This window comes from Pseudoalteromonas sp. S1609 (assembly GCF_005887255.1).
GTDB lineage: Bacteria > Pseudomonadota > Gammaproteobacteria > Enterobacterales > Alteromonadaceae > Pseudoalteromonas.
On the sequence record NZ_PNDJ01000030.1, the window covers coordinates 22361 to 48699 of the forward strand.

Sequence of the window (26339 nt, forward strand, 5' to 3'; positions counted from 1 at the left end):
TCCTTACAAAATACCGCGAGTATCAATAACAACTTTTGATGCAAACTCTGTTTTATCTGCAGCTTTAAATTGTTTATGATCAACTAATACTACAACGACATTTGCTTGCTCCAGTGCGCTTTCTAACGACACTAAACTAACATTTTTATCTGCTAGGTTGGCTGGTAGCTCTGAAATGTTTGGCTCTACCGCAAGTATTTCACCAATATTTTTTGCTGCTAACTCTTCAACAATATTTAATGCTGGGCTCTCACGAAGATCGTCAATATCGGCTTTAAATGAAAGGCCTAGGCATGCAATAACTGGACGTTTAAATTCATCAGCGGCTTTTGCTACTTTTTCAATTACGTAAAATGGTTTTGCGTCGTTAGTTAAGCGTGCTTGTTTAATTATTTTTGCTTCGTCTGGGCAACTTGCAACAATAAACCAAGGATCAACCGCAATACAGTGGCCGCCAACACCTGGGCCTGGGTTTAAAATATTTACACGCGGGTGACGATTAGCAAGCTTAATAAGCTCCCACACATTAATTTTTAATTTGTCACAAATGACTGACAATTCATTGGCAAAGGCAATGTTTACATCGCGAAATGAGTTTTCGGTTAACTTAGCCATTTCAGCAGTACGAGCATTAGTAATAATACACTCGCCGCGCACGAAAGTTTCGTATAACTTAACGGCTTTTTCGCTACATGCTTTGCTCATACCACCTATTACACGGTCGTTTGATACCAGCTCTTGTAATACATAACCAGGTAATACACGCTCAGGGCAATGAGCAACATTGATGTCGGCGGCATCGCCTTTATCTTGTGGGAACGTTAAATCAGGGCGCGCTTCACTTAACCAAGCGGCTAGTTGCTCTGTTGCACCTACAGGTGAGGTGCTTTCTAAAATAACTAAGTTACCTTTTTCAAGCACTGGGGCAATCATTTTTGCAGCCGATTTAATATAGCTTAAGTCTGCACTGTGGTTACCACTTTCGCTATGAATAAATGGTGTAGGTACAGCTACCATAAACGCATCGGCTTTTTCTGGCGTTGTAGTCGCTCTTAAGTTACCAGTAGATACTACGCCGCGAACTATTATGTCCAGATCAGGCTCTACTATGTGTATTTCACCGGCATTAATGGTATTAACTGCTTTTTCGCTTACGTCTAAACCAATTACTTTCATACCGCGCGATGCAATAACCGCCGCAGTTGGTAAACCTATGTAGCCTAAACCAACAACTGAAACTGTTTTAATTGTCATTACTAAATCCTTGAAAAAGTTTTAAACTTTATTTTAATCTTTAAAGTGTTGCTTAATTTTAGCCACAATGCGTTCACACGCTTTACCATCACCATAAGGGTTATGTGCACGGCTCATTGACTGATATTCTTGAGCGTTAGTGAGTAAGTTATTAACTTCATTCACGATGCGAGCTTTATCTGTGCCTACTAGTTTAACTGTACCTGCTTCTACCGCTTCTGGGCGTTCTGTGGTGTCACGCATAACAAGTACAGGTTTACCTAGGCTTGGCGCTTCTTCTTGAACACCACCTGAGTCGGTTACGATTATGTGAGCTTGATTCATTAAGTACACAAATGGTAGGTAGTCTTGCGGCTCGATTAAATGCACATTATCAACATTTTTTAATATGCGATTTACTGGTTCGCGTACATTAGGATTTAAATGCATTGGGTATAAAATTTGTGTATCTGGGTGCGCAGTTGCAATTTCTACCAATGCCTCACAAATTCGCTCAAAACCGCCACCAAAGCTCTCACGGCGGTGCCCTGTAACTAAAATAAGCTTTTTAGTTTCATCGAGTTCTGGAAATTTAGCTTTTAGAGTTGAAATTAAAGCGCTGTCGGTTTTTACTTTATCAACCACTTGTAATAATGCGTCAATAACGGTGTTACCAGTAATTACGATATCGTCAGCACTTACCGCTTCATTGAGTAAGTTTTGCTGCGATGTTTGCGTTGGTGCAAAATGCAGCTTTGTAATAGCACCAGTAAGCTTGCGGTTACCCTCTTCTGGCCATGGTGAACTTAAGTTGCCTGTTCGTAAACCTGCTTCTACGTGCCCCACTGGAATTTGCTGATAAAACGCCGCTAAACTTGCAGATAAAGTAGTACTGGTATCGCCATGAACAAGCACTAAATCTGGTTTAAACTCTTCAAGAATAGGTTTTAGACCTAACAAAATATTTGTTGTTACATCGTATAAGCTTTGACCCGGTTTCATAATGTTCAAATCGTACTCTGGTACAATTTCAAAAAGGTCTAAAACTTGGTCAAGCATTTCACGATGCTGAGCAGTAACACATACTTTTGCATCAATACCGTCTGCTTCATTTAGCGCTTTAACTAGCGGCGCCATTTTTATTGCTTCAGGTCGCGTACCAAAAATACTTAATACTTTAATAGCCATGATTTCCCTTAATTTTTTACTAACCGATTTTGCATAACTTTATGCATTTGCCATTAATTGCTTAACGCGCTTGGTAAATTCTTCACCCATTAGGCCTGATTGCATTGCATACTCTACGTTTGCGAGCATATAGCCTAGTTTTGAGCCGCAGTCGTGCGACTTACCTTTTAAATGATACGCTTCAATTGTTTCAAGGTGACGTAACTGTAGTAATGCATCTGTTAATTGGATTTCGCCGCCTGCACCTGGTGGCGTATATTCAAGCAAATCCCAAATAGCAGGCGACACAACATATCGCCCTGTTATGGCTAAATTACTTGGCGCTTCGTCATTGTTTGGTTTTTCAACCATGTTGGTAATGGCTGCATTTTCGCCTGGGACAATATTTTTACCCGCTAAATCAACTACACCATAGTTGTGCACTTCTTCATGTGGGACAGGCTCAACCATAATTTGGTTATGCTGGGTGCGCTCAAATCGGCCGATCATTTGCGTTAAGTTATCAACCTTTAGGTTCGACTTATATTGATCGATAATGACATCAGGCAACAAAATAGCAAAAGGGTTATTGCCAATGATTGGGCGAGTTTCAAGTATTGCGTGGCCTAAGCCTAACGGCGCTGATTGACGAACCGAAATAATGCTTACATCTCGCGGGATTATTGAACGAACTTCTTCTAGCAAACTGCGTTTTACACGGGCCTCTAAGGTCGCTTCTAGCTCAAAGCTGGTATCAAAGTGATTTTCTATTGCGTTTTTAGATGCATGAGTTACCAGTACAATTTCTTTAATACCGGCTTTTACTGCTTCGTTTACAACGTATTGAATGAGAGGTTTATCGACTAGCGGAAGCATTTCCTTTGGCGTTGCTTTGGTGGCTGGTAGCATGCGCGTACCTAAACCTGCAACAGGCAAGACTGCTTTTAATACTTTCACTTCAATTCCTTTTTCTTAACTTTTTATTTTTCGTAGAAACTTATTGATGCTGTTGCTAAATTTAAGCATGTATTTTAAGTGCTACTGTCCGTATGGGCGGGTATTATACACACCAGATAAATTCGCTCAATACAAAAAAGCAGCCTTTTAGATTGTTTTGTGTTAACTAAATGTTGCAGGCGTAATGAGTGCACTTTTTATAACCTATCATTTTAGTTTCAATGGGAATATAATTACTGCGTTAATTTTTTAGGGATGGGCTTTGTGCGGGTAGGAATTTGCATCATTATATTAGTGTCTTTTTTTGCTTGTGCACAAGACATGCTTTTACATTTGCGTAATAGCGATATAATTACCCGTGCCAAACAGTTTTATGGTGATGCTGGCCACCAAAGAATAAAAAACTGGCTGAGTTTTATAGATGACTCTGCCGACAAAAGCGAATGGCAAAAAATTCATTTAGTTAATGACTTTTTTAATAAGCATATAAAGTACAAAACCGATGACGAGCTTTGGCAAAAAAAAGATTATTGGGCCACGCCACTAGAAAGCTTGGGGGTGGGTATGGGTGACTGTGAAGACTATGTTATTGCAAAGTATTTTACTTTAATAGCCTTAGGAATCCCTGAAGAAAAAATACGCTTTATGTATGTACGCCAGCGTACGGTTAATCAACCTCACATGGTGCTTATATACTTTGAACAACCTAATCAAATACCGCTAGTACTTGATAATTTCAATACAAAATTGGTACCTGCCAGTAACCGTGGTGATTTAAAACCTATATATAGTTTTAATGGCCAAGGTTTATGGTTAGCCAAGTCGAAAGGGTTAGGTAATAAGGTTAAAAATAGTCGTGGTGTTTCTGCTTGGAACACCATGCTTGAGCGAATTGAACAAGGTGAGCTTGCGCCCGCCAACGATAACAATAAAGGAACTAGTAGTTATGTCTCGACTCTTTAAATATGGATTGAGTTTAAAGACTCAAGTATATGGCTTGATCATTTTAATTTCGATAATTTCGTTTTGTGTACGCGTTATTACCGATGTTGATACAACCCGTAATTACTTACAAACGCAAATGGCTAGCCACGCGCAAGATACCGCTACCAGTTTAGGCCTTTCTATCTCTCCTTATTTAGAAGACAACAGCCTAATGATTGCCGAGACGATGGCAACCGCTATTTTTGACTCTGGTTACTATAGCCAAATTAAATTTACTGACGTGCAAAACAACATCGTTTTTGAATTACAAAACCCTAAGCGTGTAGAGTCTGTTCCTAGCTGGTTTATAGGTGCTGTTGAACTAAGTGCACCAAGTATGCACTCTGAAATAAATAATGGCTGGATGATGGCAGGCACTCTTGATGTAACAAGTCATACTGGGCAATCGTATTTAACCTTGTGGCAGCACACCTTGCGCAGCTTATATAGTTCGTTTTTACTCTTAGCAGCTTCGCTGGCAATTGCATTTTTAATATTACGTGCGGTATTTAAGCCACTACAAGCAGTTGAAAACCAAGCGATGTTAGTAACACGAAAGCGTTTTACCTTAAATAAAGAAATACCGGTTGCTCGAGAACTTCGCACTGTTACGCAAGCCATTAATAACATGGTTTTAAACCTACAAAGTACGTTTGATTCACTAACAAAACAAACTCAAGCACTTACAGAAGAGGTATACATAGACTCGTTAACAGGGTTAGGTAACCGCAAGTCGTTTGAAAACCACTTTAATTCAGTTGTTAATAATATTACTGACGATACACCCATTACCGCAATGATGCTTACCCTGCCCTCGTTAAATAATATTAACCAAGTTGTAAGCTATCAAGATGGCGATCAGCATGTGCTTGATGCAGCAAAAATACTTAAACAGCTTGCTGATGAGTTACCAAATTCATCTTTATTTCGGCTCAACGGCGGAACGTTCGTTTTATTGGCCCCGTATGATGTTTTATTTTTAAGTAAAGCTCGCTTAGATGTGAGTGATAAGTTAAGTCAAAAAGAAAATAGCTCACACATTAATGGTTACGCTAATTTAGCCATAGTTGGGATTGATCAAGGCGCTGCCTTGGGTGAAGTGTTGTCGTTACTTGATACTAGTTGCACTATTGGCGAAGATGCTACATTAGATAATGCCGATAAAGAATCATTATTTAGTGTTAACCAATGGCGTACTTTAATTAAGTCGATTATAAATGCTGGTGAAGTCAGCTTTTCGGTGCAGCCCGTAAAGCAAGCTAATAAAACTGACTCTCAATGTTATTTTGAAGTATTTGCCCACTTTATTCATGAGGGTGAAAAAGTAAATAATGGTCACTTATTCGCCATGGCTGAAAAGTTAAATTTAACCGAAGAACTCGATAAAAAAATTATACGAAGCTTTGTAGATATAAAAGAACATTACCCTAATGATGTATTTGCACTTAATATTAGCAAGGCATCGTTGTACTCAACTGACTTTATACAATGGCTCACCCTTTATTCGCACACTAAACCCGTTATCAAAACAAACCTTGTATTCGAACTGCATGAAATTGGTTTGCTCTATAATGTGCACGTAGCTTCGTTACATATAGATGCAATTAAAGAGCTGGGTATTAATGTATGTATTGAACACTTTGGCACTAGCTTAACGTCGTTCAGGTATTTACAAGGTCTTGATATTGAGTATGTAAAAATTGATGGTAGTTATATTCAAGATTTAGTAACTAACCCACAAAGCCAGTTTTATATTCAAACAGTTAATAATATTTGTCATGGTTTTGGTATTAAAGTTTTAGCCTGTTTAATTGAAAAAACTGAAACGTTAGAGATACTCGAATCCTTGGGATGTGATGGGGTACAAGGTAATTTAATACTGTCACCATCAAAAATTATTAAATCTAATGAAAATGGCGTAAATAAAGAGTTTACTTTTTGCGCCGATGCGCTAAAATTTTGCAATTAAAACTCAACCTAGGGACGAGAAATGAAAAAATTACTTTTAGCTGGCTTAGTAGCTAGCGCAACAGCTCTTACTGCTCTTCCAACCCATGCACAAACGGATAACGATGCTGTGGTTCAAGAAGTGAGCATAAATAACATTATTGATATTCTTAATAACGTTACCGCAGATACTTCATCTGAGCAATTACGCGAAGACTTAGTGGAAGCTATTAAACGTATTTGTAAAAACAAAGAAAAAGTTGAATTAGAAGAGAAATTACTAAATGCCGCGTGTAGCGCTGCAGACATTGATGCGATGGTTGCAGCTGTTGTTGCCCAATTTGGTGCAGATAACCCGTTAATTTCTGACTTTTTAGCTGCACTTACGGCTGCAGGTTTAGACTCTGATGCAATTACACTTGCTGCAATTACTGCAGGTGTTGATGCAACCACCGCTTCTGAAGCGACCGCTGCAGGCCCTGGTGTAGGTCAACCTGCTCCGCCAGTAGGCAGTTTACCAACATTACCAACACCTCCAGGCTCTGGTGGTACAGGTGGTGATAACGGTATATCTGAAGTCGGTAACTAGTTTTTACCATAAGTATATTTAAACGCAGCCTATTGGCTGCGTTTTTACTTTGTTTGAGTTTATTTTGAATCGTTTTATATTTTTTTTAATTTGTTTGATCCTATTTCTACTTCCTCTTCCTTTAGGTAGTTACCGACCTTGGGCAATTTTAGCTATTGGCATTTTAACTAGCTTTACCTTTATTACCCATCTTACCCACAGTGTGTTAAATAACACCCAACCGCTATTTCCGCCTCGCTATTCTTGGCCACTATTTTTTACTCTAAGTGCAGTTATTTTAGTTTGTTGTATACAGCTGTTTGGCGTGAGTGTTGATGCATTTCAAACTAAACAAATGTTATTAAAAACCTGTTTTTTAATCATGCTGAGCTGGTTAATATTTAACTACTGCAATAGTGCAGAGCGAATTAAAAAGTTAATTTATGCTGTTATTTTTGCCGGTGTATTTCAGGCGTTGTACGCTAGTTATTTAAACTTATCTCCCGATATAGTAAGCCCTTTATTTGGCTACAAACATACAGATCGTGCAATTGGTACTTTTACCTACTCTAACTTTTTAGCTAACTATTTAGCATTGTGCCTATGTTTAGGCATTGGTGTTTTAATTAGCGAACTAAAACGCACTAACAACGGCTATAAACCTACTTTAAAGCAAACATTACGTGCTTGGGCGGAAGTATTATTGAGCTCTAAAATAATTTTACGTATATCCCTAATTATAATTATTGTGGCGCTTATTTTAACTCGTAGCCGCATGGGTAATTCGGCCTTTTTTATAGCCTTAATTATAGTGAGCTTACTGGCGCTTTTTGTTTATAAGCAAAAGCCTAAAGCCTTTAAATTGCTGATTGTGAGCTTTTTCATTATTGATTTAATCATTATTGGTGCTATTTTCGATGTAGAGAAAGTAAAACAACGTATTAGCGAAACCAGCTTGCAATCAGAAACACGAGATGAAGTTGTACGTGACTCCATTCCACTGATTTTAGATAACCCAATATTGGGCTCTGGTGGCGGTACTTTTTATACTGCGTTTCCTGCGTATCAATCTGAGCCCTACTCTGGCTACTACGACAATGCGCATAACGATTATGTACAATTTGCAGTTGAGCTAGGTATTCCTGCCACAGCGTTATTAGGACTGCTGGTGCTTTATTGTTTGTGGTTATGTATTAATACTATGCGAACGCGTAAGACGGCGCTTTATCAGGGGGTGGCGTTTGGTTGTGCTACGGCCATAGTAGCCATGATGCTACATTCGTCGGTTGATTACTCCTTACAAGCCGGCGCAAACTCGATGTTGTTTATAGTGGTGTTATGTTTAGCTATATTAACCAATAAGTTACCGGCACCAAAACGGATTAAAAAAAGACGAAGTTAACGGGCTGCGGGGAGCGGGTTACGAGCCTAATACCCTCATACTTTAAACATGCGCGAGGTAAACTGCCGCCTACGAATAAGGGTAACATAGCGGTTTATTGTAGGCGGGGCTTTATGCCGCGCAAAGAAATTATAAACAAAGAGAGTTAAGAGACGCTGCGCTTTTGGATATTTACCCCGTAACTCGAAACTCGTCGCCCGTCGCCCGTCGCTAGCGACATTATAAAATGACGCGACATGAAGCCGCTGCTACAAGTTGGCAATAATATCGACCTAATTCTTGTATTAAATCACTGCTCTTCTAAATCAAATTCGGTGGTGTGGCCGTCGCCGTGGATTAGTTGGTACCTTGCTAAATTACCCGCTTCAAGCGTGACTAAGCTAATCGCTGAATCGCTTACTAAGTACTTTTGCCCTTTGCCTTTAGTTTGGTGTTTGTCTACTTCCATATGCCAGCGTTTGGTAAAAAAGTTAAGTGGGCTTTTGGGGCCGTATAAAATAGAGTCGAGCTTGTCGAGTATATTTATTAGCTTGCGTGGAAACTCATTTTTAATGCCACTGGCTGTCAGTTGCCAAATTCTGTTGGGATGATCGCCAAAACGCTTTTGCACTGAAAAACAAAACGAATAGTGTACATCGCCCGATAAAATCAGCGTTTCGTTTGGGGTGTCGGTGCGCCTAAAGGTGTTGAGTAACTTTTTGGCTGAGCCTTCGTGGGCCATCCAGTTTTCTACATCAACCATCAGTGGTTGCCCACACATATTAAACACCGCTTGAATTGCCTCTATCGATTTAACCCCAAACACGGGAGCAGGCGATACAATAATTACTTGGTCATGGCTTAATAGGCTTTCTTCTAGCTCTGTGAGACGTTCCCAATCAAGTAAGCCTGAGGGTTCATTAAAGTTTTGCTCATTACGCCAACGATGCGTACGGGTATCGAGCACCACCACTTTAGGAATGGTCATTAGCTCGTAATGCCAATGGTTAAAATCGTTAAGGTGCTTATCAAACGCTTTAAATTGCCATTGCATATCGCCGGCTAAACAGTCGTTAAAAGGGCCAAGTAACGATCCGGTTTTTTGCAGTGCGTCGTTGCCCATTCCCTGAAACAACCAATAGCTCGCTAAGCCATTATTTACAATACGCTTGCTGCTGGGGTTTTGATTAATGGCTTGCTCCCACCCTGCGGTGAGGTTCCAATCATCGGTTACATCATGGTCATCAAACATCATTAAGGTAGATACATTGGCAAACAATCGCTCTACCTCTGCTAAACCTTGTGCATAGTCGATTAATGCGGTTTTTTCTGCATTAAATAGCGCTTGATTTTTTCCGTTACCACCTGGGTAACTTAAGTTATTTAGGTCAATGTATTGCCATGCTTGGCTACTAAAATTGAGTAAATACAGTGCTATGAACTCTTCAAAATGAATCAGATGATTATACGCTTTTACACTAGAAAAATGCGGTTCGTCCTTTTTTAACCAATAGCCAATACCTAGTTTTGAGCGGTTTTTCCATGAGGTAGTTGGCAACAAGTAATGGCGACCATACAACTGTTCTGCAATTTCAGCGGGTAAATCTAAATCAAGTGGCTGCTCTTTATAAATACCCAAGTGCTTAATTAGCTGATGTATCGCTAATAACATGGGGCCAGCTACATCGTCAGCATAAATTTGATCGCCCGAAAGCAATAATAACTGTGCCCCCTGCTGTTCATTACTTCGCTGAAAGGCTTGCCAATGGCTTGAACTTACTAGGCTGTCTTTTGCAGGATGATGCGCATTGCGGCACGAGCCATGTAATATTTGCGTTAGTTTTTTGGGGATCACAAATTCAGGTAATGGCTGATTGTTAAAGCTAAATGCTGATAAATCAACAGGGGTGTCATCAAAAAATAGTTGGTATGATAATAATGTATCGCGCGGGAACTGACTGTTTATAGGTTTAATTACCACAAACTGTAAGAATAAATGCTCCCCTAGCCTTATGGTGTCTTGTTCGCTATAGCACTCGTAGCCAATTAGCTCTACACGGCAATTTACTGGCTTTGAAGTAGCAAACTGAATACAAACTGCAGCTTTTTCTGCTCGGCGCACCATGGGCCCCATAATTAACAGCGGGTGTTGCACCGAGAGAGTCGTCATGAGGTTAGCCTTTAGCTGCTAATTTAAATAAAGAGTAAAAGTTATCAGTAGTGGCTTTTGCCAACTCGTTAAAGCTAACGCCTTTGAGTTCGCTAATGTAATAAGCCACGTCTTCAACATACGCTGGCTGATTAGTTTTACCACGATATGGGACTGGTGCTAAATAAGGCGAGTCGGTTTCAATAAGCAGTCGTTCGAGAGGAATTTGCTTTACTACCTCTTTAAGCTCTACCGCATTTTTAAAGGTCACAATGCCTGAAATAGAGATATAAAAGCCCATATCAATGGCTTTTTTGGCCATATCCCAATCTTCGGTGAAACAGTGAAGTACCCCACCGCAATTTTCTGCTTTGTGCTCACGCATTAAATTAATGGTATCGGCACGCGCATCACGGGTATGAATAATAAGTGGCTTTTGTAATTCATTAGCTACCTCAATATGGCCAACAAAACTCGCTTGTTGCACTACATGAGTATCTTTTGCATAGTAATAATCAAGCCCAGTTTCACCTATGGCTACTACTTTGTCGTGTGAGGCTAAATCAATTAATTGCTGTTTGTTGAGTGCGTCTTTTTGATCTAGCGGGTGCACGCCACATGACGCAGACACGTCATCGTAATGCTTAATTTGCTCTAGCATATTGGGAAACTGATCAAGTGTGACACTGACACATAAAAAGTGCTCTACTTTTTTAGCGCGGGCATTATCAAGTACTTGGTCTAGGTTTAAATCAAGTTTATCAAAATCAAGGCGGTCTAAATGGCAATGAGAATCTACAATCAAAATAAGGCCTGTTTTTACTACATGGTATAAGTTGGATTGCCGGAGTTTAACATAGTCCCCAGCAGTTTTTCGATCTTCGCGTTTAGATTGGTTTTGTCATCTAAAAAGCTAATACCGATCCCCGGTGGATTTGAGCTCTGAGCGCCTTGTGGAGTGACCCACGTAACCTTTCCGGTTACCACGTCATCTTCTAGCGCGTCAGGTAAGGTAACGCGTAAGGCAAGTGAATACCCAGGTTCATAACGCATATTGGTGCGTACAAATAACCCACCTTTTTTTAAAAAAGGCATGTAACAGCGATATAGTTCATCAAGGTCGTCTATATCTACTAATAGCTCTTGCATATCTAGTCCTTTTTATTGGTTACGTAATGTATACGCTAGTCGTGATACCGCAAGCGGTAAATTTAACCCAAGTATTTGTATGTTATTCTGTAAAAAATCATTCAGTGCTTGCTGAGCTACTTGATAAGAGTCAAAACTCATGCCATTTAAAAGCTGTTGTTTGAGCTGCTCACTTAAAAATAAAGTAAAAATACGAACAAGCTCGGGCTGTTTATTTATTATATCGACTAACGCATTGAAATTATGGCTTTGTTTAAACTCAGTTGCAAATTTATAAAGTGTATCAATATTTTCAAGCTGATTTTGCTGTTGCCACTGCTTCACTTGTAGTGGTTGGCTATAAAATAACGACAACCACGGATAATTAGGCACATCTAGAGAGCTAAGCCATTGTTGAGCTAATTGATTATTAGTTACTTTAACCTCGGTTTTAGCACAACGGCTTAAAATAGTCGCTGGTAACTGCGCCACTTGGCTGGTAGTCAAAATTAAAAACCGGCTATTACTTGGCTCTTCAAGGGTTTTTAATAACGCATTAGCGGCTGCGGTGGTCATTTTTTCGCAGTTTTGAATAATCGCTACTTTATTGCCATTTTGAGCCGCGGACTGGTGCATAAAATCGCTTATGCCGCGAATATCATCAACACCTATGCTTTGCCCTTCTACTTGGGTAATGCGTTTGTCTGGGTGTGTACCCGCTAAGTTTAATGAGCAACTTTTGCATTGCCCACAAGGTCTTAGTACGCTAGTGGGGCTACTTAACTGTGCTTGCGTATTTTGGCATAACAAACTGTTTGCGAGTTGCTCACTTAGTTCAAATTTGCCAACCCCAATGGGCCCACAAAACAGTTGCGCATGATGAAAACGTTGCGCTTTATAGCTTTGAGTTAAGCGTTGCTCTACCTCATTAAGCCACGGCAATGCCATATTATTTTAACCCTGAAAAAAACGTGCGTAGTACATTGGTAATATCACGGTGCACTTTATCGATGCTTTGGTTGGCATCAACTGTTTTTATGCTGTCGTCATCATTTGCAAGCTCAATGTAACGCATACGGGTGCGCTGAAAAAACTCAATGGCTTCTTGCTCAATTCTATCTAGCTCACCACGGCCTTTTGCACGTTCAAGGCCAATAACAGGGTCTATATCTAAGTAAATAGTTAAATCGGGTTTTAAACCTTTTAACACCATAGACGATAACGACGCTAACGTGTTTGCACTAATTCCTCGCCCACCGCCTTGATACGCCTGTGACGATAAATCGTGACGATCAGCCAATACCCACTGGCCTTGTTCAAGCGCTGGGTTGATCACATTATGCATTAGTTGTGAACGCGCGGCATACATAATTAGCAGCTCAGTTTCAAAAGCTATTTCTTCTTGGTGTTCTGCTTTTACTAAAGTACGTAACGATTCAGCCAGTGGTGTTCCACCGGGTTCGCGCACATTGATAAAATCAACATGGTGATGATTTAAAAAGTCTTGGCACAGGGCAATGGCGGTAGATTTACCCGCGCCCTCTAGGCCTTCTATAACTATAAATTTTGGTTTCATAAACACTAATTCTTTTTATTTAAAATATACTGGTTAACCGCCGCATTATGTTGTTTTAATGTGGTTGAAAACTGATGGCTACCATCGCCTTTGGCTACAAAGTAAACATACTCGCTTTTGGGCGGGTTTACCGCCGCTAAAATGGCTTCTTTAGAGGGCATGGCAATGGGTGTGGGCGGTAATCCGTTAATACGATAGGTATTATACGGCGTGTAATTCCTTAGGTCTTTACGTTTGATATCGCCGTCAAAATCTTCGCCTAGTCCATATATTACGGTTGGATCGGTTTGTAAGCGCATATTGGTATTTAAGCGATTAATAAACGCTGAAGCAATTAACGGGCGCTCACTGGCAAGCGCGGTTTCTTTTTCGATTATTGAAGCCATGATCAGTGCTTCATAGGCGGTGTCGTAAGGTAAATCACTTGCCCGTTGCTGCCATGCCTCTAACAGTGTTTGCTGCATTTTTTGCGCAGCACGTTTTAATAAACTACTCGCGCTGTCGTTACTATGATAATGATAGGTATCGGGAAACAACCACCCTTCAAGGTGAGTTTGCTTGCCGATTATTTGCTCGCCAAGCTGTTCGAGTTTTAAATCGTTTTGTAAATGTGGAGCAATTTTTACCGTATTTAATACATCTCTAAGTGCTTGACCTTCAATAATGGTAAAGCTAAAACTAATTTGCTCACCTTGGTTTATTTTTTTTATGTTGTTTATTACGCTATCTGCGCTCAACTCATACAAACCCGCTTTTAAATCGGTCAAGGTTGGGTCGAGTTTAGCTAATATTTGAAACCGCCAGCAATCTTCAAGCCACTGCTGTTGTTGCCATTGGTGACATAACTTATTAAAACCGGTGCCTTTTTCAACTTTAAATTGGGTGTTAGTGGCTACCTTTAATGGCGTTTGAATGGTTGCTTGTAATTGCTGGTAGCCAATCACAGAGCTAAAAAAAGCCAGTAGTAATACTGATAATATAACTTTTAACACTAAGCCTCCTTGGCTAATAACTCGTTTAGTAATGATTGACTATGCGCAATATCAAAACAGTGCTCACCTATACTTTTTACGGGCACAATTTTCATTAAGCTGTTACATAAAAATACGGCGTCTGCTTGGGTAAGGTCATCAACGCTGACAGTTTTAAATTCAACGGTTAATTTATCACATAAAGATTGCAGAAAAACACCTTTAATACCGCATTCATCGAGCCTTGGGCTAAATACTTTATTATTTTTTATTGCAAAAATATTAGCTGCTGAAGTTTCAATTACATTGTTGTTGTAATCAAGCACTAACGCATCATCGCTGTGCTGAGTTTGTAGGGCATTTTTGATCAGTACTTGTTCAAGCCTATTTAAAGTTTTAAGTCCAGCTAAATGAGGTTGAACGGCCAGCTTAATCGGGCTAATAGCTAAGCTAATTCCCGAATCTGTTAAGCTGTTGTAATGATCTGGATAAGGTAAAACACTCACAATAATGTTTAAATTACATTCACTTGGTGGCGCATAGCCTCGCCCGCCCTCGCCTCGTGTTATCACGACTTTAAGGACCGCTTGAGGATGTGATGCTATTAGCTGAGTGATCTGCGACTCTAGTGCATTAAACTCAAGTGCAGGAAAGCCCAAACGCTGCGCACATTCAATTAAACGTGCTTTATGATAAGCCCAATGCTCAACTTGTCCATCAGTAACCATTGCAGTGGTAAAAAAGCCATCGCCATAATTTAAGCCCCTATCACGGGTGCTTATATTACTGGTTTCACTTGCTGTTATTATTGTTTGCATATTTTTTTACACATAAAAAAACCCAGTTAAACAACTGGGTTCTTATTGTCGTTCGTTGTTAAAAAAGATTATACCTTTTTAAACAGTAACGAGCCATTAGTACCACCAAACCCAAATGAGTTACACAAAGCGTAATCAAGTTTAGCGTCACGTGCTGTATGCGGTACGTAATCTAAATCACAGCCTTCGTCTGGATTATCTAAGTTAATCGTTGGCGTCACTTTTTGCTCGGTCAACGATAAAATAGATACTATCGACTCAACAGAGCCCGCCGCTCCAAGTAAGTGACCCATCATAGATTTAGATGAACTTACCATTACATCCTTAGCTGAATCACCAAAAATAGTTTTAACCGCTGACGTTTCTGCTTTGTCGCCCGCATGAGTAGACGTACCATGTGCATTGATGTAGCCAACTTGCTCTGCATTTACTTGCGCATCATTTAATGCGTTTTCCATAGCCAAAGCTGCACCTGCGCCATCTTCTGGTGGTGAGGTCATGTGGTACGCATCACCACTCATACCAAAACCAACAAGTTCTGCATAAATTTTAGCGCCACGTGCTTTCGCGTGTTCGTATTCTTCAACAACCACCACACCGGCACCATCAGAAAGTACAAAACCATCACGGTCTTTATCCCACGGGCGAGACGCTGCTTGTGGATCGTCATTACGCGTTGAAAGCGCACGTGCGGCATTAAAACCACCCATTCCAATTGGTGTACAGGCTTTTTCTGCGCCACCGGCAACCATTGCATCGGCATCGCCGTAGGCAATCATACGAGCGGCATGGCCAATGTTGTGCAGGCCTGTAGTACATGCCGTTACAATTGAAATATTAGGACCACGTAAGCCGTGCATTATCGATAAATGGCCCGAGATCATATTAATAATGGTAGACGGTACATAAAACGGCGATAACTTACGTGGGCCGCTGTTTAATAATTTTATGTGGTTTTCTTCAATGAGGGTTAAGCCACCAATGCCTGAACCCACCGCGACACCTATGCGTGTTGCGTTTTGTTCAGTGACTTCGAGGCCAGAATCTTGAAAAGCTTGAACACCCGCTGCAATGCCATACTGGATAAATAAATCCATTTTTTTAGCATCTTTTGGTGACATGTAAGCCGATGCATCAAAATCATTGATTAAACCAGCGAAGTGAGTACCAAATTTTGATGTATCAAAGTGGGTAATATTTTGAATACCACTTTTAGCATCTAATAAGCCTTGCCAGGTTGATTGAACATCATTGCCTAGCGGCGTCAACATTCCTAAGCCAGTTACGACGACACGACGTTTAGCCACGGTTTGCCTCCAATAAGGAATTATTATTATACCAATTAACTTAGCTCAGTTTATTTCAGCGTTAACGCTGTTGCTAGTTATGTTATTAGTATTGGGGATGATCATACCCAAGCTACCTCAAAGTGCGAGTCTCAAACCAATAATCAACGCTAAGCAATAACAATTTAATTGCTGATGATGAGTGAGAGTTTGGAATTGAATCATGGACTTTGAGGTGGTTTGGATATAAAGATTAAAGGCAGCGAATGCTGCCCTTAATTTGCGATTAATTACTCAGCGTGAGCTGTAACGTAATCGATTGCAGATTGTACTGTAGTGATCTTTTCAGCTTCTTCATCTGGGATCTCAGTGTCGAACTCTTCTTCAAGAGCCATTACTAATTCAACAGTATCAAGAGAGTCTGCACCTAGGTCATCAACGAATGAAGCTTCGTTTTTAACTTCTTCTTCTTTAACACCTAGCTGTTCGATGATAATTTTCTTTACGCGTTCTTGGATATCGCTCATTCTTCTTTCCTTTATTAAAAACGCCAATGCGTTATTTTCAGATTGCGGCGTAGTTTACGTCCGATAATTCTCTGATTCAATCTTTTGACCATAAATAATTTGCTGGTCAAACCTCTTGAGTGTTTATTTTATCTTTTATCGCTTATTTTCACAGCGATTTCAAGTATGTTTAAAGCAAGTTTGCGAAAAATTCAATATTTTTTAGCAAACCCGCATGCAATTTATAGTTTATTTAATTCGCATTGCGAACTTAAACCATGTACATCGCACCATTTACATGCAAAGTTTCACCTGATACATACGCAGCGGCGTCAGATGCTAAATAACATACTGCAGCTGCAATCTCATCTGGCTGACCTAAACGACCCGCAGGTACGTTTGCAAGCGTTGCTGCTTTTTGCTCATCTGTCAAATCATCGGTCATATCTGTTTGAATAAAACCAGGTGCTACCACGTTTACAGTAATACCACGAGAAGCTACTTCACGCGCTAGTGACTTAGAAAAGCCGATAACACCCGCTTTAGCTGCTGCATAGTTGGCTTGACCCGCATTACCCATAGTACCCACTACAGAGCCGATATTGATGATACGGCCGTTCTTTTTCTTCATCATTGGGCGAAGTACGGCCTTAGATAAACGGAAGATAGAACTTAAGTTGGTATCGATAATATCGTCCCACTCATTTTCTTTCATGCGCATTAATAAGTTATCGCGCGTAATACCTGCATTATTTACTAATACATCAATATCACCTAAATCGGCTTTAATTGCCGCTAATGTCGCCTCAATCGATGCAGGATCCGTTACGTTTAACGCATAGCCCTTACCGTTATCACCTAAGTAGTCACTAATTTTAGCCGCACCCGACTCGCTTGTTGCTGTGCCCGCTACTTTTGCGCCTTGCGCTACTAATGTGTTTGCAATAGCTTTACCAATACCACGGCTAGCGCCAGTGATCAGGACAACTTTGCCCTCTAAAGAAAATAAATTACTCATTTTATATACTCTTATTTAGCTGAATCGATTGATGCAAGGTCGTTAACTGAACCACACACCATCGCTTTATCAATACGTTTTGCAAGCCCGGTTAGTACTTTACCAGGGCCAAATTCATAACTTTGCGTTACACCTTGTGCAACCAGTGCTTGAACCGTTTCGGTCCAGCGTACTGGGCTATATAGCTGGCGCACTAATGCCTCTTTAATTGCATCAGCTGAACCTTCTGCTTTTACATCAACATTATTGATTACATCACACTTAGGTGTATTAAATGTTAAAGCGGCTAAATCGGCGGCTAATTTCTCAGCAGCTGGTTTCATTAGTTCACAATGCGACGGTACGCTTACCGATAATGGCAGTGCACGTTTTGCTCCGGCTTCTTTACAAGCAACAGAGGCTCTATCAACTGCATCTTTGTGACCGGCAATAACAACCTGACCAGGCGAGTTATAGTTTACTGGAGAAACCACTTCACCTTGTGCAGATGCTGCACAAGCGGCTTTAATTTCATCGTCGCCTAAACCAATAATTGCGGCCATAGAACCTACACCAGCAGGTACGGCCTCTTGCATGTATAAACCGCGGTTTTCAACCAATTTTACGGCTTCGCTTAAACTGATCACATCGCTACATACTAAAGCTGAGTACTCACCCAGGCTGTGACCTGCCATAACGACGTCAGCATCTGGATTTGCAGCTAACCAATGACGATAAATAGCAACGCTTGCGGTTAATAGTGCAGGCTGAGTACGGTGTGTTTGATTTAGTTTTTCTTCTGGACCGTTAAGTACAAGGTCTGCTAGGTCGTAACCAAGTGCGGTTGAAGCTTCTGCAAATGTAGCTTTTACTATGTCAGAACTCGCTAGTAGCTCTTGTAACATACCCACAGTTTGCGAGCCTTGACCTGGAAAAAGAAGTGCAATTTTTTGTGCCATAATTTGCTCTTATAATTAAACAAAATAAATAATGTGTAACACGGCACGTTAACTGTTATTAAACCGCCGTGTCTTTAGAATGTGTTTTTTCGAAAATAGCAGCTATTTTATCTGGAAGTTGACGTTCTACTTCTTTCACTGCTTCGTCGATTGCGGCATGAAATGCTTTAGCTGAGGCATTTCCATGACTTTTAACAACAATACCGCGCAATCCTACCAGAGAAGCGCCGTTATACTGGTCGGGGTTCACTCTTTTATAGAGTTTTTTTATGATTGGCGCCAACATAAACGCCATACACTTGTAAACGACGTGCTTTTCGAGGGCACGGGTAAACTTTTTCATGATAAGTTTAGCAATGCCTTCACAGGTTTTAAGTGCAACATTACCAACAAAGCCTTCACAGACAATAACATCGGCTTTGCCAGAAAAAATATCGCTGCCTTCACTGTAACCAATATAATTAATCAGCTCGCTTTGTTGCATTAATTGTGCGGCTTGCTTAATTTCTTCATGGCCTTTTATATCTTCAGCACCAATATTTAATAAACTCACTTTAGGGTTATCGCAGCCAAGTGCTTGGCCTGCAACCACAGAGCCCATAATGCCGAACTGATACAGCATTTGCGCATCACAATGCACATTAGCGCCTAAGTCGAGTAAGTAAACGGGATTTTTACGTTCAGTAGGTACAGCAGAGATAAGTGCGGGACGTTTCACCCCTGGAAGCATTTTTAATACGTAATGCGCCATAAAAAATAGCGCTCCTGTATTGCCAGAGCTAACACAGGCTTGCGCTTCACCCGATTTAACTAAATCAAGGGCAACTCGCATGGAGGAATCTTTTTTTGAGCGTACAGCGACAGCGGGTTCGCAGGCATTGGTAACAACATCGTTACAATGGCGAATAATTAATCTGGGATGAGAAAGTGAATCGAGTGATTCTAGTTGTTTAGCTATTACTTGCTCGTTGCCACATAAAATGAGTTTTAAGTTGGCATTAGCATTTACCGCACGAACGGCTGCGGGGATAGATGAACGGGGGCCATAATCGCCCCCCATCATATCTAACGCTATGGTTAGATTAGTCAGCATATAAGCAATCTCTTAGTTAGAAATTACTTGAACGCCTTTGTAGTAACCATCTGCAGTCACATGGTGACGACGATGAGTCTCACCAGATGTTTGGTCTACAGTTAAAGTTGGACCACTGATCGCATCGTGTGAACGGCGCATGCCGCGTCTTGCACGAGACTTTTTGCTTTTTTGTACAGCCATAGTCTTCTCCTAAGAATCTTTCTTAAGTTGTTTCAAAATATCAAATGGATTTGGTTTATCATCTTCCGCCTTTAAAACACCAAAGCTGGCAGGCTCTGCTGTATAACTGCATGAAGCTTCGTTGTGGGTAGGCACTAATGGCACTGCTAAAATAAGTTCGTCTTCGATTAACTCAAATACGTCTATTTCACCATTTTCATCAAGTGCTACTTCGTCGTAGCTTTCTGGAAGATCATCTGACTCTGCATCCAAACCGACTGGCGAATACACAAAGTCTTGATCCAAATCCAACCCTAAATCACCATTACAACGTTGACAAGTGACAGTTACGTGTGTTGACAAATTGCCACTAATCACAACTAAACCTTGCTCATCGTTTTTGCAATGAATTTTTACCGCTATTTCACCTACTTCTTCCTGGATAACCCCTCGTAAACGAGGAAGTTTCTCAAGCGGTACAACGCCGTCATACTTTAAACGATGCTGAGCTGCTTTGCCCGGATGAAGGGTGATGGGAATTTTCACCTTTTGCATAGGGGCTGCATCATATAGATAGTTAGTAAGTTAGTCAAAGTAAAAAACCAATTTTACGTTGTTTTTCACGTGTTTTACTCACGGATCTGATTTATCCTAACTCAATCTGATTTACGCTAGGAAAACATGCCATGAAGCACTCCCTTATATTAGCCTCAAGCTCGCCATTTAGGCAGTCTTTATTACAAAAATTTAATCTGCCGTTTGAAACGTTTTCGCCCGATGTTGACGAAACGCCGCATAAAAACGAAACACCAACCATGCTTGTTAAGCGCCTCAGCGAATTAAAAGCCGCTGCAGCCGTCGATCATTTTGACCAAGGCCTCGCAATTGGCTCCGATCAGGTTGCTGTATTTGATGGTCAAATATTAGGTAAGCCGCACAATAAAGAAAACGCTATCAAGCAATTGAGCTTATTTAGCGGGCAAACAGTCACTTTTTTAACGGGCTTGTGTGTGTTCGATATTCATACTAAGCAATGCAAAACCATTGTTGAGCCATTCAATGTAACCTTTAAAACGTTAACAACGGCGCAAATAAGTGCTTATTGCGATGCAGAGCAACCTTATAACTGTGCAGGAAGTTTTAAAAGTGAAGGCTTGGGTATTTGTTTATTTGAAAGACTCAGTGGTGATGATCCAAACAGCTTAATTGGTTTACCACTGATTAAACTCAGCCAATTATTGGCTGAGTTTGGTGTTGATGTATTAGCAGCGCAAGTGCCTAGCGCAAATTAACTGATTAGCCGAGTAATATATTTTGCAACTGCTGATAGTTGTTAGCGGTTGCAATCGGAGTTAATTCATTAAGTTGCGCAGCGTTGTGCACACCCATGGTTACCCCTATTCTATCCATGCCAGCTGCTTTTGCCATTGCCATATCTATTTGCGTGTCGCCTATCATTAGCGCTTCATCAACATTTATCCCTAGCTCTTCAAGCAATTGATAAAGCATATCGGGAGCGGGTTTTGATTTAGAGTCGTCACTGGTTCGCGTAGCACTAAAAAAGTGACGCAACTGGCTTTCATCTAGAAGGCGTTCCAGCCCTATTCGGCTTTTACCTGTGGCAACCGCCAATATTACGCCTTGATTTTTTAACGCAGTGAGTACCTGTGCAACGTGATCAAACACCGGTGTTGGGGTGGTATCAAGTGCATATTGCTGTTTATACCCTGCAATAAGCGCTTCGTGATGTTCACTGTAGTTAGGAAACAAGGTTGCGATTGCGTTTTCAAGCGATAAACCAATAATATTTTTACTGGCGGTATCGCTTGGCGGCTCAATATTAAGTGATTGGGCACTTTTGCGAATGCAATTAACGATTTTGCTAATTGAATCCATGATGGTGCCATCCCAATCAAAAATCACTAGCTTATATTTTTTAATCGGCGTTAAATTCACGCTTTTGCTGCTCTAAGTTTAACCAAACAGCTTGATAGTGCTTTATCCAGCGGTGCTTCTACTCGCATAGTGGTTTCGTTTTTCGGATGATAGAAGCTTAAATCATGGGCGTGTAAAAATAAGCGGTTTAAACCACGTTTACGCATTGACTCGTCAAACCCTTGGTCGCCGTATTTGTCATCACAGGCAATTGCATGACCTTGGCACTGAGTGTGCACACGAATTTGGTGAGTACGACCAGTTACAGGGGATGCTTGTACTAATGAACAATCGTTATAACGCTCAAGCACTTTAAAACGAGTATGCGACGGTTTACCTTCCGTGTTATCAACACGTACTACGCGCTCACCCGATTTAAGGGTATTTTTACGCAAACCTTCCGTTACATTTTTAGTTTTAGAGTCCCATTGGCCTTCTACCAATGCCCAGTAATTTTTTTCCATGGTTTTTTCGCGTAATTGCTCATGCAAAGCGGTCAGCACTGAGCGACGCTTAGCAATAAGTAAACAACCTGAAGTATCGCGGTCTAACCGATGGACAAGCTCAAGGCTGCGCTCTTCTGGGCGTAAAACACGTAATGCTTCAATAAGCCCATAGCTTAAGCCACTACCGCCATGCACAGCCATACCTGAGGGCTTATTAATAACAATTAGGTATTTATCTTCAAATAATATATCGTCTTCGAGGCGCGTTACTTTATCGAGTTTTGATGGTACAAACTCTTCACGCTCTGACACTCTAATTGGCGGTATACGAATAACGTCGTCTAGCTGCAATTTATAAACAGGCTTAATACGTTTTTTATTTACACGCACCTCACCCTTACGAAGAATTTTGTAAACTGCGCTTTTAGGCACCCCTTTTAAATGGGTAATAAGAAAGTTATCAATACGCTGACCTAAGTGGTCTTCGTTGATAGTGACAAAAGTTACTTGTAAGCCGGTTTTTTCTGACATTGCCTAATCACTGATTTAAGTAAAATAATTTAGTTGCTAACACGGTTATAATAGTGGGATAATCAGCAGCGCAAATATTTAGTATTTGCAAATAACAACGGTGCTTTTTAACACAACAAAACATTCGTGATGCACATTCTGGGTAACCGATCATACAGATCCGAGTTAAGTTTTCCAAAGCTTTTATACATACCCAGTTAACACGTGCGCACAACTAACGGCAATGCGCGTAATATATTGCAGGTTAAGTTTGAACATGAATTGATTTTTAATGTGATAGTAAAAGCAATGAACAGATAATTTGTCTGATAGTGACGGCGTAACAACACGCCGTTCAGAATTCGCTCAAATATTGTAGTAGTACCGTACAGCAGCTTATTTAGAACTAAAAAAATCTAATAAATAAGCGTTCATTAACATCGGTAGCGATTTTTGCTCATAAAATAGATAACGGTAGTTTTAAAAACGAAACTATGGTTTGAACCTAAAGAGCCCTACGCACCTAATATGAATGCATTTAATAAGATTGATATGACAGGCCAACTTCTGGATAAAACGTGTATTGAGCTAAATAGCCGACACATTTGAATCCTTTTAGAATTTAATAGTGTGATAACACCCTATTGTTTGCCGGCATTTAAAATACTGCGTACCAAAATACAGAGCCGTTCCGTTAAAGACCCAGTCGTGAGGCTGCACATTCTAAAAATAGGAACACCTGAACAGGCGAGAAAAACATCGTCATGTCAGCGACATAAACTAGTAGAGTAACATTATGAAACGTATGCTAATCAATGCAACGCAGCAAGAAGAAATGCGCGTAGCACTGGTTGACGGCCAGCGCCTATATGATTTAGATATAGAAAGCCCAGGTCACGAACAGAAAAAAGCCAATATTTATAAAGGCAAAATCACACGCATTGAACCATCTTTAGAAGCAGCATTTGTTGACTACGGTGCTGATCGTCATGGTTTCCTTCCATTAAAAGAAATTGCTCGTACTTACTTCCCGCAAGGTTACACCTTCCATGGTCGTCCGAATATTCGCGACGTGATCAAAGAAGGTCAAGAAGTAATCGTACAAGTTGATAAAGAAGAGCGCGGCCAAAAAGGTGCAGCATTAACTACCTTTATCAGTGTTGCCGGCAGCTACTTAGTGCTTATGCCTAACAACCCTCGTGCTGGCGGTATTTCTCGCCGTATCGAAGGTGATGAGCGTACTGAACTTAAAGAGTCGCTAAGCCGTTTAGAACTACCTAAAGGTATGGGCTTAATTGTACGTACTGCGGGTGTTGGTAAATCGTTTGAAGAACTAAACTACGATTTAAAAGCATTATTAGTCCACTGGGAAGCCATTCAACAAGCGGCAGACAGTGCTAAAGCGCCATTCTTAATTCACCAAGAAAGTAACGTTATTTTCCGCGCTATTCGCGATTATTTACGTCGTGACATTGGCGAAATTTTAATTGATAAACCACGTGTTTTTGAAGAAGCTAAAGCGCACATTGAGCGTTTTCGTCCTGACTTTATGAGCCGCGTTAAGCTTTATCAAGGTGACACACCATTATTTACGCATTACCAAATTGAAAGCCAAATTGAGTCTGCGTTCCAACGTGAAGTGCGTTTACCGTCAGGCGGCTCAATTGTTATTGACCCTACTGAAGCACTTACGTCTATCGATATTAACTCGTCTAAAGCAACAAAAGGCGGTGATATTGAAGAAACAGCACTTAACACCAACCTAGAAGCAGCGGATGAAATTGCACGTCAACTTCGTTTACGTGACTTAGGTGGTTTAATTGTTATCGACTTTATTGATATGACACCTCCACGTCATCAACGTGAAGTAGAAAACCGCTTAAAAGATGCTGCTCGCCCAGACCGTGCCCGTGTACAAATTGGCAAAATTTCGCGCTTTGGTTTACTTGAAATGTCGCGTCAGCGATTACGCCCTTCACTAGGTGAAGCAAGCCAAGGTGTTTGTCCACGTTGTAGTGGTCAAGGTACTATTCGTTCAAACGAGTCAATTGCACTATCAATTTTACGCTTGATTGAAGAAGAAGCAATTAAAGACAACACTGCACAAGTAAACGCACAAGTGCCTGTTGCCGTTGCCGCTTATTTATTAAATGAGCAACGTCGTAGCGTTCACCGCATTGAAAAGCATCATAAATGTGATGTAGTGATTATTCCTAATCAACACATGGAAACACCACATTACGAAGTTATGCGTTTACGTAAAGACGAAACACTTGAAACAGTAAGTTATGAGCAAGTTGTTGCGCCTGAGCCTGAAGCATTTGAAATGTCTAAATCGCCAGCAGCACCTGTACGTGAAGAGCCGAAGCTTAAAGGTGTCGTTATGCCTTCTAGCCCTGCTCCACAAGCAGCAGCAAAAGCTGCGCCAGTAGTAGAAGCAAAAGCTGAAATTGGCCTATTTACTGCACTTGGCAAATGGATTAAGTCGTTATTTGCAAGCGAAAGTGAACAAACAACACAAGAGTCTACAGATAAAAAATCTCAAGAGCGTACCAATAACAACCGTGGTAATGATAATCGTCGTCGTAACAACCAACGTCGTCGCAATAATAACCCACGTAATAAACCACGCAACGAACGTAATACAGAGTCTGAAACTAAAAATGAGTCAGCACCTGTAAGCGATACGCAAGAAAAGAATGAAAACCGCAATAAGCGCCGTCGTAATTCAAATACGCGTAAACGTCCTGAGCATAAAACAGAAGATAAAACGCAAGTAAAAGCAGAGGCAACTCAAAAAGCGGATACTGCGCCTAAACCTGATAAGAATGCTGAGCCAAAAGAGCAAAAGCCTAAGGTACGTCGTCAACGTCGTAATTTACGCAAAAAAGTTCGCGTACAAGACGAAAGTGCTGAGCAAGTTCAAACAATAGAACAAGCTGTTGAGCAACCTGTGGTGAAAGAAGAAAAGCCACAAGTGAAAGAGCAAGCACCTGTTGTTGAAAAGCAAACGCCTGTTGTTGAAAAAGCACCTGCACCTGCTAAAGAACAAGCAGAAGCTGTTGTTGATTCAAACGATAACGCAGTAACACAAGATGAAGAACAAGAGCAAACACGCACTCGTTCACGTCGTTCACCACGTCATCTTCGTGCATCAGGTCAGCGTCGTCGTCGCCCTGAAGGTGAAAACGCGCAAGAAAAGTCTGATGAAGCGCCTGCGTTTGTACCCGTTGCTGATCAAGCTGCAGCTGAATATGAAGCAGAGCTAAAAGCAAAAGCACACAAAACGGCTGTCGATGCCTCTGATGCAGTTGAGCAAAACATTGTTGAAGAAGAATTAGCGAAAACTGAAGAGCCAGTAAAAACTGCAGAGCCAGTAAAAACTGAAGAACCAGTTAAAGCTGAAGAACCAGTTAAAGCTGAAGAACCAGTGAAAGCTGAAGAACCAGTTAAAGCTGAAGAGCCAGTTAAAACTGAAGAACCAGTACAAACTGAAAAACCAGTACAAGCTGAAGAAACAGTACAAGCTGAAGAGCCATTTAAAACTGAAGAACCAGTACAATCTG

General features: G+C 40.8%; 25 protein-coding genes. 6 read left to right on the forward strand and 19 right to left on the reverse strand.

Annotation, left to right across the window (positions count from 1 at the left end):
* Positions 1-3: 3 nt before the first annotated feature.
* From wecC to galU, 3 genes are read right to left on the reverse strand one after another with little or no spacing between them, the layout of a single operon-like run.
* Positions 4-1254 carry a UDP-N-acetyl-D-mannosamine dehydrogenase gene (gene wecC, locus CWB76_RS08945; protein ID WP_138606953.1) on the reverse strand — a complete coding sequence of 417 codons (1251 nt, stop codon included), beginning with the start codon at positions 1252-1254 and terminating at the stop codon, positions 4-6.
* 33 nt (positions 1255-1287) lie between these two features.
* Positions 1288-2421: a non-hydrolyzing UDP-N-acetylglucosamine 2-epimerase gene (wecB, locus tag CWB76_RS08950; RefSeq protein WP_138606955.1), complete on the reverse strand. Its 1134-nt coding sequence runs from the start codon at positions 2419-2421 to the stop codon at positions 1288-1290.
* A gap of 39 nt (positions 2422-2460) precedes the next feature.
* Positions 2461-3357: a UTP--glucose-1-phosphate uridylyltransferase GalU gene (gene galU / locus CWB76_RS08955; RefSeq protein WP_138606957.1), complete on the reverse strand. Its 897-nt coding sequence runs from the start codon at positions 3355-3357 to the stop codon at positions 2461-2463.
* Positions 3358-3621: 264 nt separating this feature from the next.
* Between galU and CWB76_RS08960 the strand changes: the two genes are divergently transcribed.
* From CWB76_RS08960 to CWB76_RS08975, 4 genes are all read left to right on the forward strand, one after another.
* Positions 3622-4320, forward strand: a complete 699-nt coding sequence (locus CWB76_RS08960; RefSeq protein WP_138606959.1) for a transglutaminase-like cysteine peptidase — start codon at positions 3622-3624, stop codon at positions 4318-4320.
* Positions 4304-6310, forward strand: coding sequence for a bifunctional diguanylate cyclase/phosphodiesterase (locus tag CWB76_RS08965; protein ID WP_138606961.1), 2007 nt, complete (start codon positions 4304-4306; stop codon positions 6308-6310). The genes CWB76_RS08960 and CWB76_RS08965 overlap by 17 nt, the downstream gene beginning before the upstream one ends.
* 21 nt (positions 6311-6331) lie before the next feature.
* Positions 6332-6877: a hypothetical protein gene (locus tag CWB76_RS08970; RefSeq protein ID WP_138606963.1), complete on the forward strand. Its 546-nt coding sequence runs from the start codon at positions 6332-6334 to the stop codon at positions 6875-6877.
* Positions 6878-6941: 64 nt separating this feature from the next.
* Positions 6942-8258, forward strand: a complete 1317-nt coding sequence (locus CWB76_RS08975; RefSeq protein WP_171039609.1) for an O-antigen ligase family protein — start codon at positions 6942-6944, stop codon at positions 8256-8258.
* Between the two features lie 289 nt (positions 8259-8547).
* Here CWB76_RS08975 and CWB76_RS08980 read toward each other — a convergent pair whose 3' ends face one another.
* From CWB76_RS08980 to yceD, 14 genes are all read right to left on the reverse strand, one after another.
* Positions 8548-10407, reverse strand: a complete 1860-nt coding sequence (locus CWB76_RS08980) for an alkaline phosphatase D family protein (RefSeq protein WP_138606967.1) — start codon at positions 10405-10407, stop codon at positions 8548-8550.
* A 4-nt stretch (positions 10408-10411) separates the two neighbouring features.
* Complete coding sequence (locus CWB76_RS08985; RefSeq protein WP_138606969.1) at positions 10412-11191, reverse strand: TatD family hydrolase; 780 nt, start codon at positions 11189-11191, stop codon at positions 10412-10414.
* A 17-nt stretch (positions 11192-11208) separates the two neighbouring features.
* The gene (locus tag CWB76_RS08990; RefSeq protein ID WP_010389644.1) at positions 11209-11535 is read right to left on the reverse strand and encodes a PilZ domain-containing protein; all 327 of its coding nucleotides are present in this window, start codon (positions 11533-11535) and stop codon (positions 11209-11211) included.
* A 12-nt stretch (positions 11536-11547) separates the two neighbouring features.
* Positions 11548-12462 carry a DNA polymerase III subunit gene (locus CWB76_RS08995; protein WP_138606971.1) on the reverse strand — a complete coding sequence of 305 codons (915 nt, stop codon included), beginning with the start codon at positions 12460-12462 and terminating at the stop codon, positions 11548-11550.
* A gap of 1 nt (position 12463) precedes the next feature.
* Positions 12464-13090: a dTMP kinase gene (gene tmk, locus CWB76_RS09000; RefSeq protein WP_010389641.1), complete on the reverse strand. Its 627-nt coding sequence runs from the start codon at positions 13088-13090 to the stop codon at positions 12464-12466.
* A gap of 5 nt (positions 13091-13095) precedes the next feature.
* Positions 13096-14082, reverse strand: coding sequence for an endolytic transglycosylase MltG (gene mltG / locus CWB76_RS09005; RefSeq protein ID WP_138606973.1), 987 nt, complete (start codon positions 14080-14082; stop codon positions 13096-13098).
* On the reverse strand, positions 14082-14879 hold the full coding sequence (pabC, locus tag CWB76_RS09010) for an aminodeoxychorismate lyase (protein ID WP_138606975.1): 798 nt from the start codon (positions 14877-14879) through the stop codon (positions 14082-14084). Before pabC ends, mltG begins: the two co-directional genes overlap by 1 nt.
* Positions 14880-14947: 68 nt before the next feature.
* A complete protein-coding gene (gene fabF, locus CWB76_RS09015) occupies positions 14948-16186 on the reverse strand; it encodes a beta-ketoacyl-ACP synthase II (RefSeq protein ID WP_138562960.1) in 1239 nt (412 codons plus the stop codon).
* A gap of 269 nt (positions 16187-16455) precedes the next feature.
* The gene (acpP, locus tag CWB76_RS09020) at positions 16456-16692 is read right to left on the reverse strand and encodes an acyl carrier protein (RefSeq protein ID WP_008109873.1); all 237 of its coding nucleotides are present in this window, start codon (positions 16690-16692) and stop codon (positions 16456-16458) included.
* Positions 16693-16942: 250 nt separating this feature from the next.
* On the reverse strand, positions 16943-17689 hold the full coding sequence (fabG, locus tag CWB76_RS09025; protein ID WP_010389634.1) for a 3-oxoacyl-ACP reductase FabG: 747 nt from the start codon (positions 17687-17689) through the stop codon (positions 16943-16945).
* An 11-nt stretch (positions 17690-17700) separates the two neighbouring features.
* The gene (gene fabD, locus CWB76_RS09030) at positions 17701-18627 is read right to left on the reverse strand and encodes an ACP S-malonyltransferase (protein ID WP_138606977.1); all 927 of its coding nucleotides are present in this window, start codon (positions 18625-18627) and stop codon (positions 17701-17703) included.
* A gap of 58 nt (positions 18628-18685) precedes the next feature.
* Positions 18686-19720, reverse strand: a complete 1035-nt coding sequence (gene plsX, locus CWB76_RS09035; protein WP_138606979.1) for a phosphate acyltransferase PlsX — start codon at positions 19718-19720, stop codon at positions 18686-18688.
* Between the two features lie 12 nt (positions 19721-19732).
* A complete protein-coding gene (gene rpmF, locus CWB76_RS09040; protein ID WP_008109865.1) occupies positions 19733-19903 on the reverse strand; it encodes a 50S ribosomal protein L32 in 171 nt (56 codons plus the stop codon).
* A 9-nt stretch (positions 19904-19912) separates the two neighbouring features.
* The gene (yceD, locus tag CWB76_RS09045; RefSeq protein ID WP_008109862.1) at positions 19913-20437 is read right to left on the reverse strand and encodes a 23S rRNA accumulation protein YceD; all 525 of its coding nucleotides are present in this window, start codon (positions 20435-20437) and stop codon (positions 19913-19915) included.
* 131 nt (positions 20438-20568) lie between these two features.
* On the opposite strand from yceD, the gene CWB76_RS09050 reads away from it, so the two are divergent.
* Positions 20569-21174, forward strand: coding sequence for a Maf family protein (locus CWB76_RS09050; RefSeq protein WP_138606981.1), 606 nt, complete (start codon positions 20569-20571; stop codon positions 21172-21174).
* A gap of 4 nt (positions 21175-21178) precedes the next feature.
* Here CWB76_RS09050 and CWB76_RS09055 read toward each other — a convergent pair whose 3' ends face one another.
* Together CWB76_RS09055 and rluC are read right to left on the reverse strand one after the other, a co-directional pair.
* Entirely contained in the window at positions 21179-21838 is a 660-nt protein-coding gene (locus CWB76_RS09055; protein ID WP_138606983.1) for an HAD-IA family hydrolase, read from the reverse strand.
* Complete coding sequence (rluC, locus tag CWB76_RS09060; RefSeq protein WP_054200702.1) at positions 21835-22794, reverse strand: 23S rRNA pseudouridine(955/2504/2580) synthase RluC; 960 nt, start codon at positions 22792-22794, stop codon at positions 21835-21837. Before rluC ends, CWB76_RS09055 begins: the two co-directional genes overlap by 4 nt.
* 775 nt (positions 22795-23569) lie before the next feature.
* Between rluC and rne the strand changes: the two genes are divergently transcribed.
* On the forward strand, positions 23570-26339 hold a 2770-nt coding region (gene rne, locus CWB76_RS09065; protein WP_138606985.1), incomplete at its 3' end, for a ribonuclease E.

Bases quoted from the DNA above. Each gene is read 5' to 3' on its own strand.
- CWB76_RS09050 (WP_138606981.1), top strand. From the start codon at position 20,569: ATGAAGCACTCCCTTATATTAGCCTCAAGCTCGCCATTTAGGCAGTCT.
- CWB76_RS08995 (WP_138606971.1), bottom strand. From the start codon at position 12,462: ATGGCATTGCCGTGGCTTAATGAGGTAGAGCAACGCTTAACTCAAAGC.
- plsX (WP_138606979.1), bottom strand. From the start codon at position 19,720: ATGCTGACTAATCTAACCATAGCGTTAGATATGATGGGGGGCGATTAT.
- fabD (WP_138606977.1), bottom strand. From the start codon at position 18,627: ATGGCACAAAAAATTGCACTTCTTTTTCCAGGTCAAGGCTCGCAAACT.
- yceD (WP_008109862.1), bottom strand. From the start codon at position 20,437: ATGCAAAAGGTGAAAATTCCCATCACCCTTCATCCGGGCAAAGCAGCT.
- acpP (WP_008109873.1), bottom strand. From the start codon at position 16,692: ATGAGCGATATCCAAGAACGCGTAAAGAAAATTATCATCGAACAGCTA.
- fabG (WP_010389634.1), bottom strand. From the start codon at position 17,689: ATGAGTAATTTATTTTCTTTAGAGGGCAAAGTTGTCCTGATCACTGGC.
- wecC (WP_138606953.1), bottom strand. From the start codon at position 1,254: ATGACAATTAAAACAGTTTCAGTTGTTGGTTTAGGCTACATAGGTTTA.
- CWB76_RS08980 (WP_138606967.1), bottom strand. From the start codon at position 10,407: ATGACGACTCTCTCGGTGCAACACCCGCTGTTAATTATGGGGCCCATG.
- CWB76_RS08990 (WP_010389644.1), bottom strand. From the start codon at position 11,535: ATGCAAGAGCTATTAGTAGATATAGACGACCTTGATGAACTATATCGC.
- rluC (WP_054200702.1), bottom strand. From the start codon at position 22,794: ATGTCAGAAAAAACCGGCTTACAAGTAACTTTTGTCACTATCAACGAA.
- rpmF (WP_008109865.1), bottom strand. From the start codon at position 19,903: ATGGCTGTACAAAAAAGCAAAAAGTCTCGTGCAAGACGCGGCATGCGC.
- CWB76_RS08970 (WP_138606963.1), top strand. From the start codon at position 6,332: ATGAAAAAATTACTTTTAGCTGGCTTAGTAGCTAGCGCAACAGCTCTT.
- tmk (WP_010389641.1), bottom strand. From the start codon at position 13,090: ATGAAACCAAAATTTATAGTTATAGAAGGCCTAGAGGGCGCGGGTAAA.
- CWB76_RS08965 (WP_138606961.1), top strand. From the start codon at position 4,304: ATGTCTCGACTCTTTAAATATGGATTGAGTTTAAAGACTCAAGTATAT.
- wecB (WP_138606955.1), bottom strand. From the start codon at position 2,421: ATGGCTATTAAAGTATTAAGTATTTTTGGTACGCGACCTGAAGCAATA.
- pabC (WP_138606975.1), bottom strand. From the start codon at position 14,879: ATGCAAACAATAATAACAGCAAGTGAAACCAGTAATATAAGCACCCGT.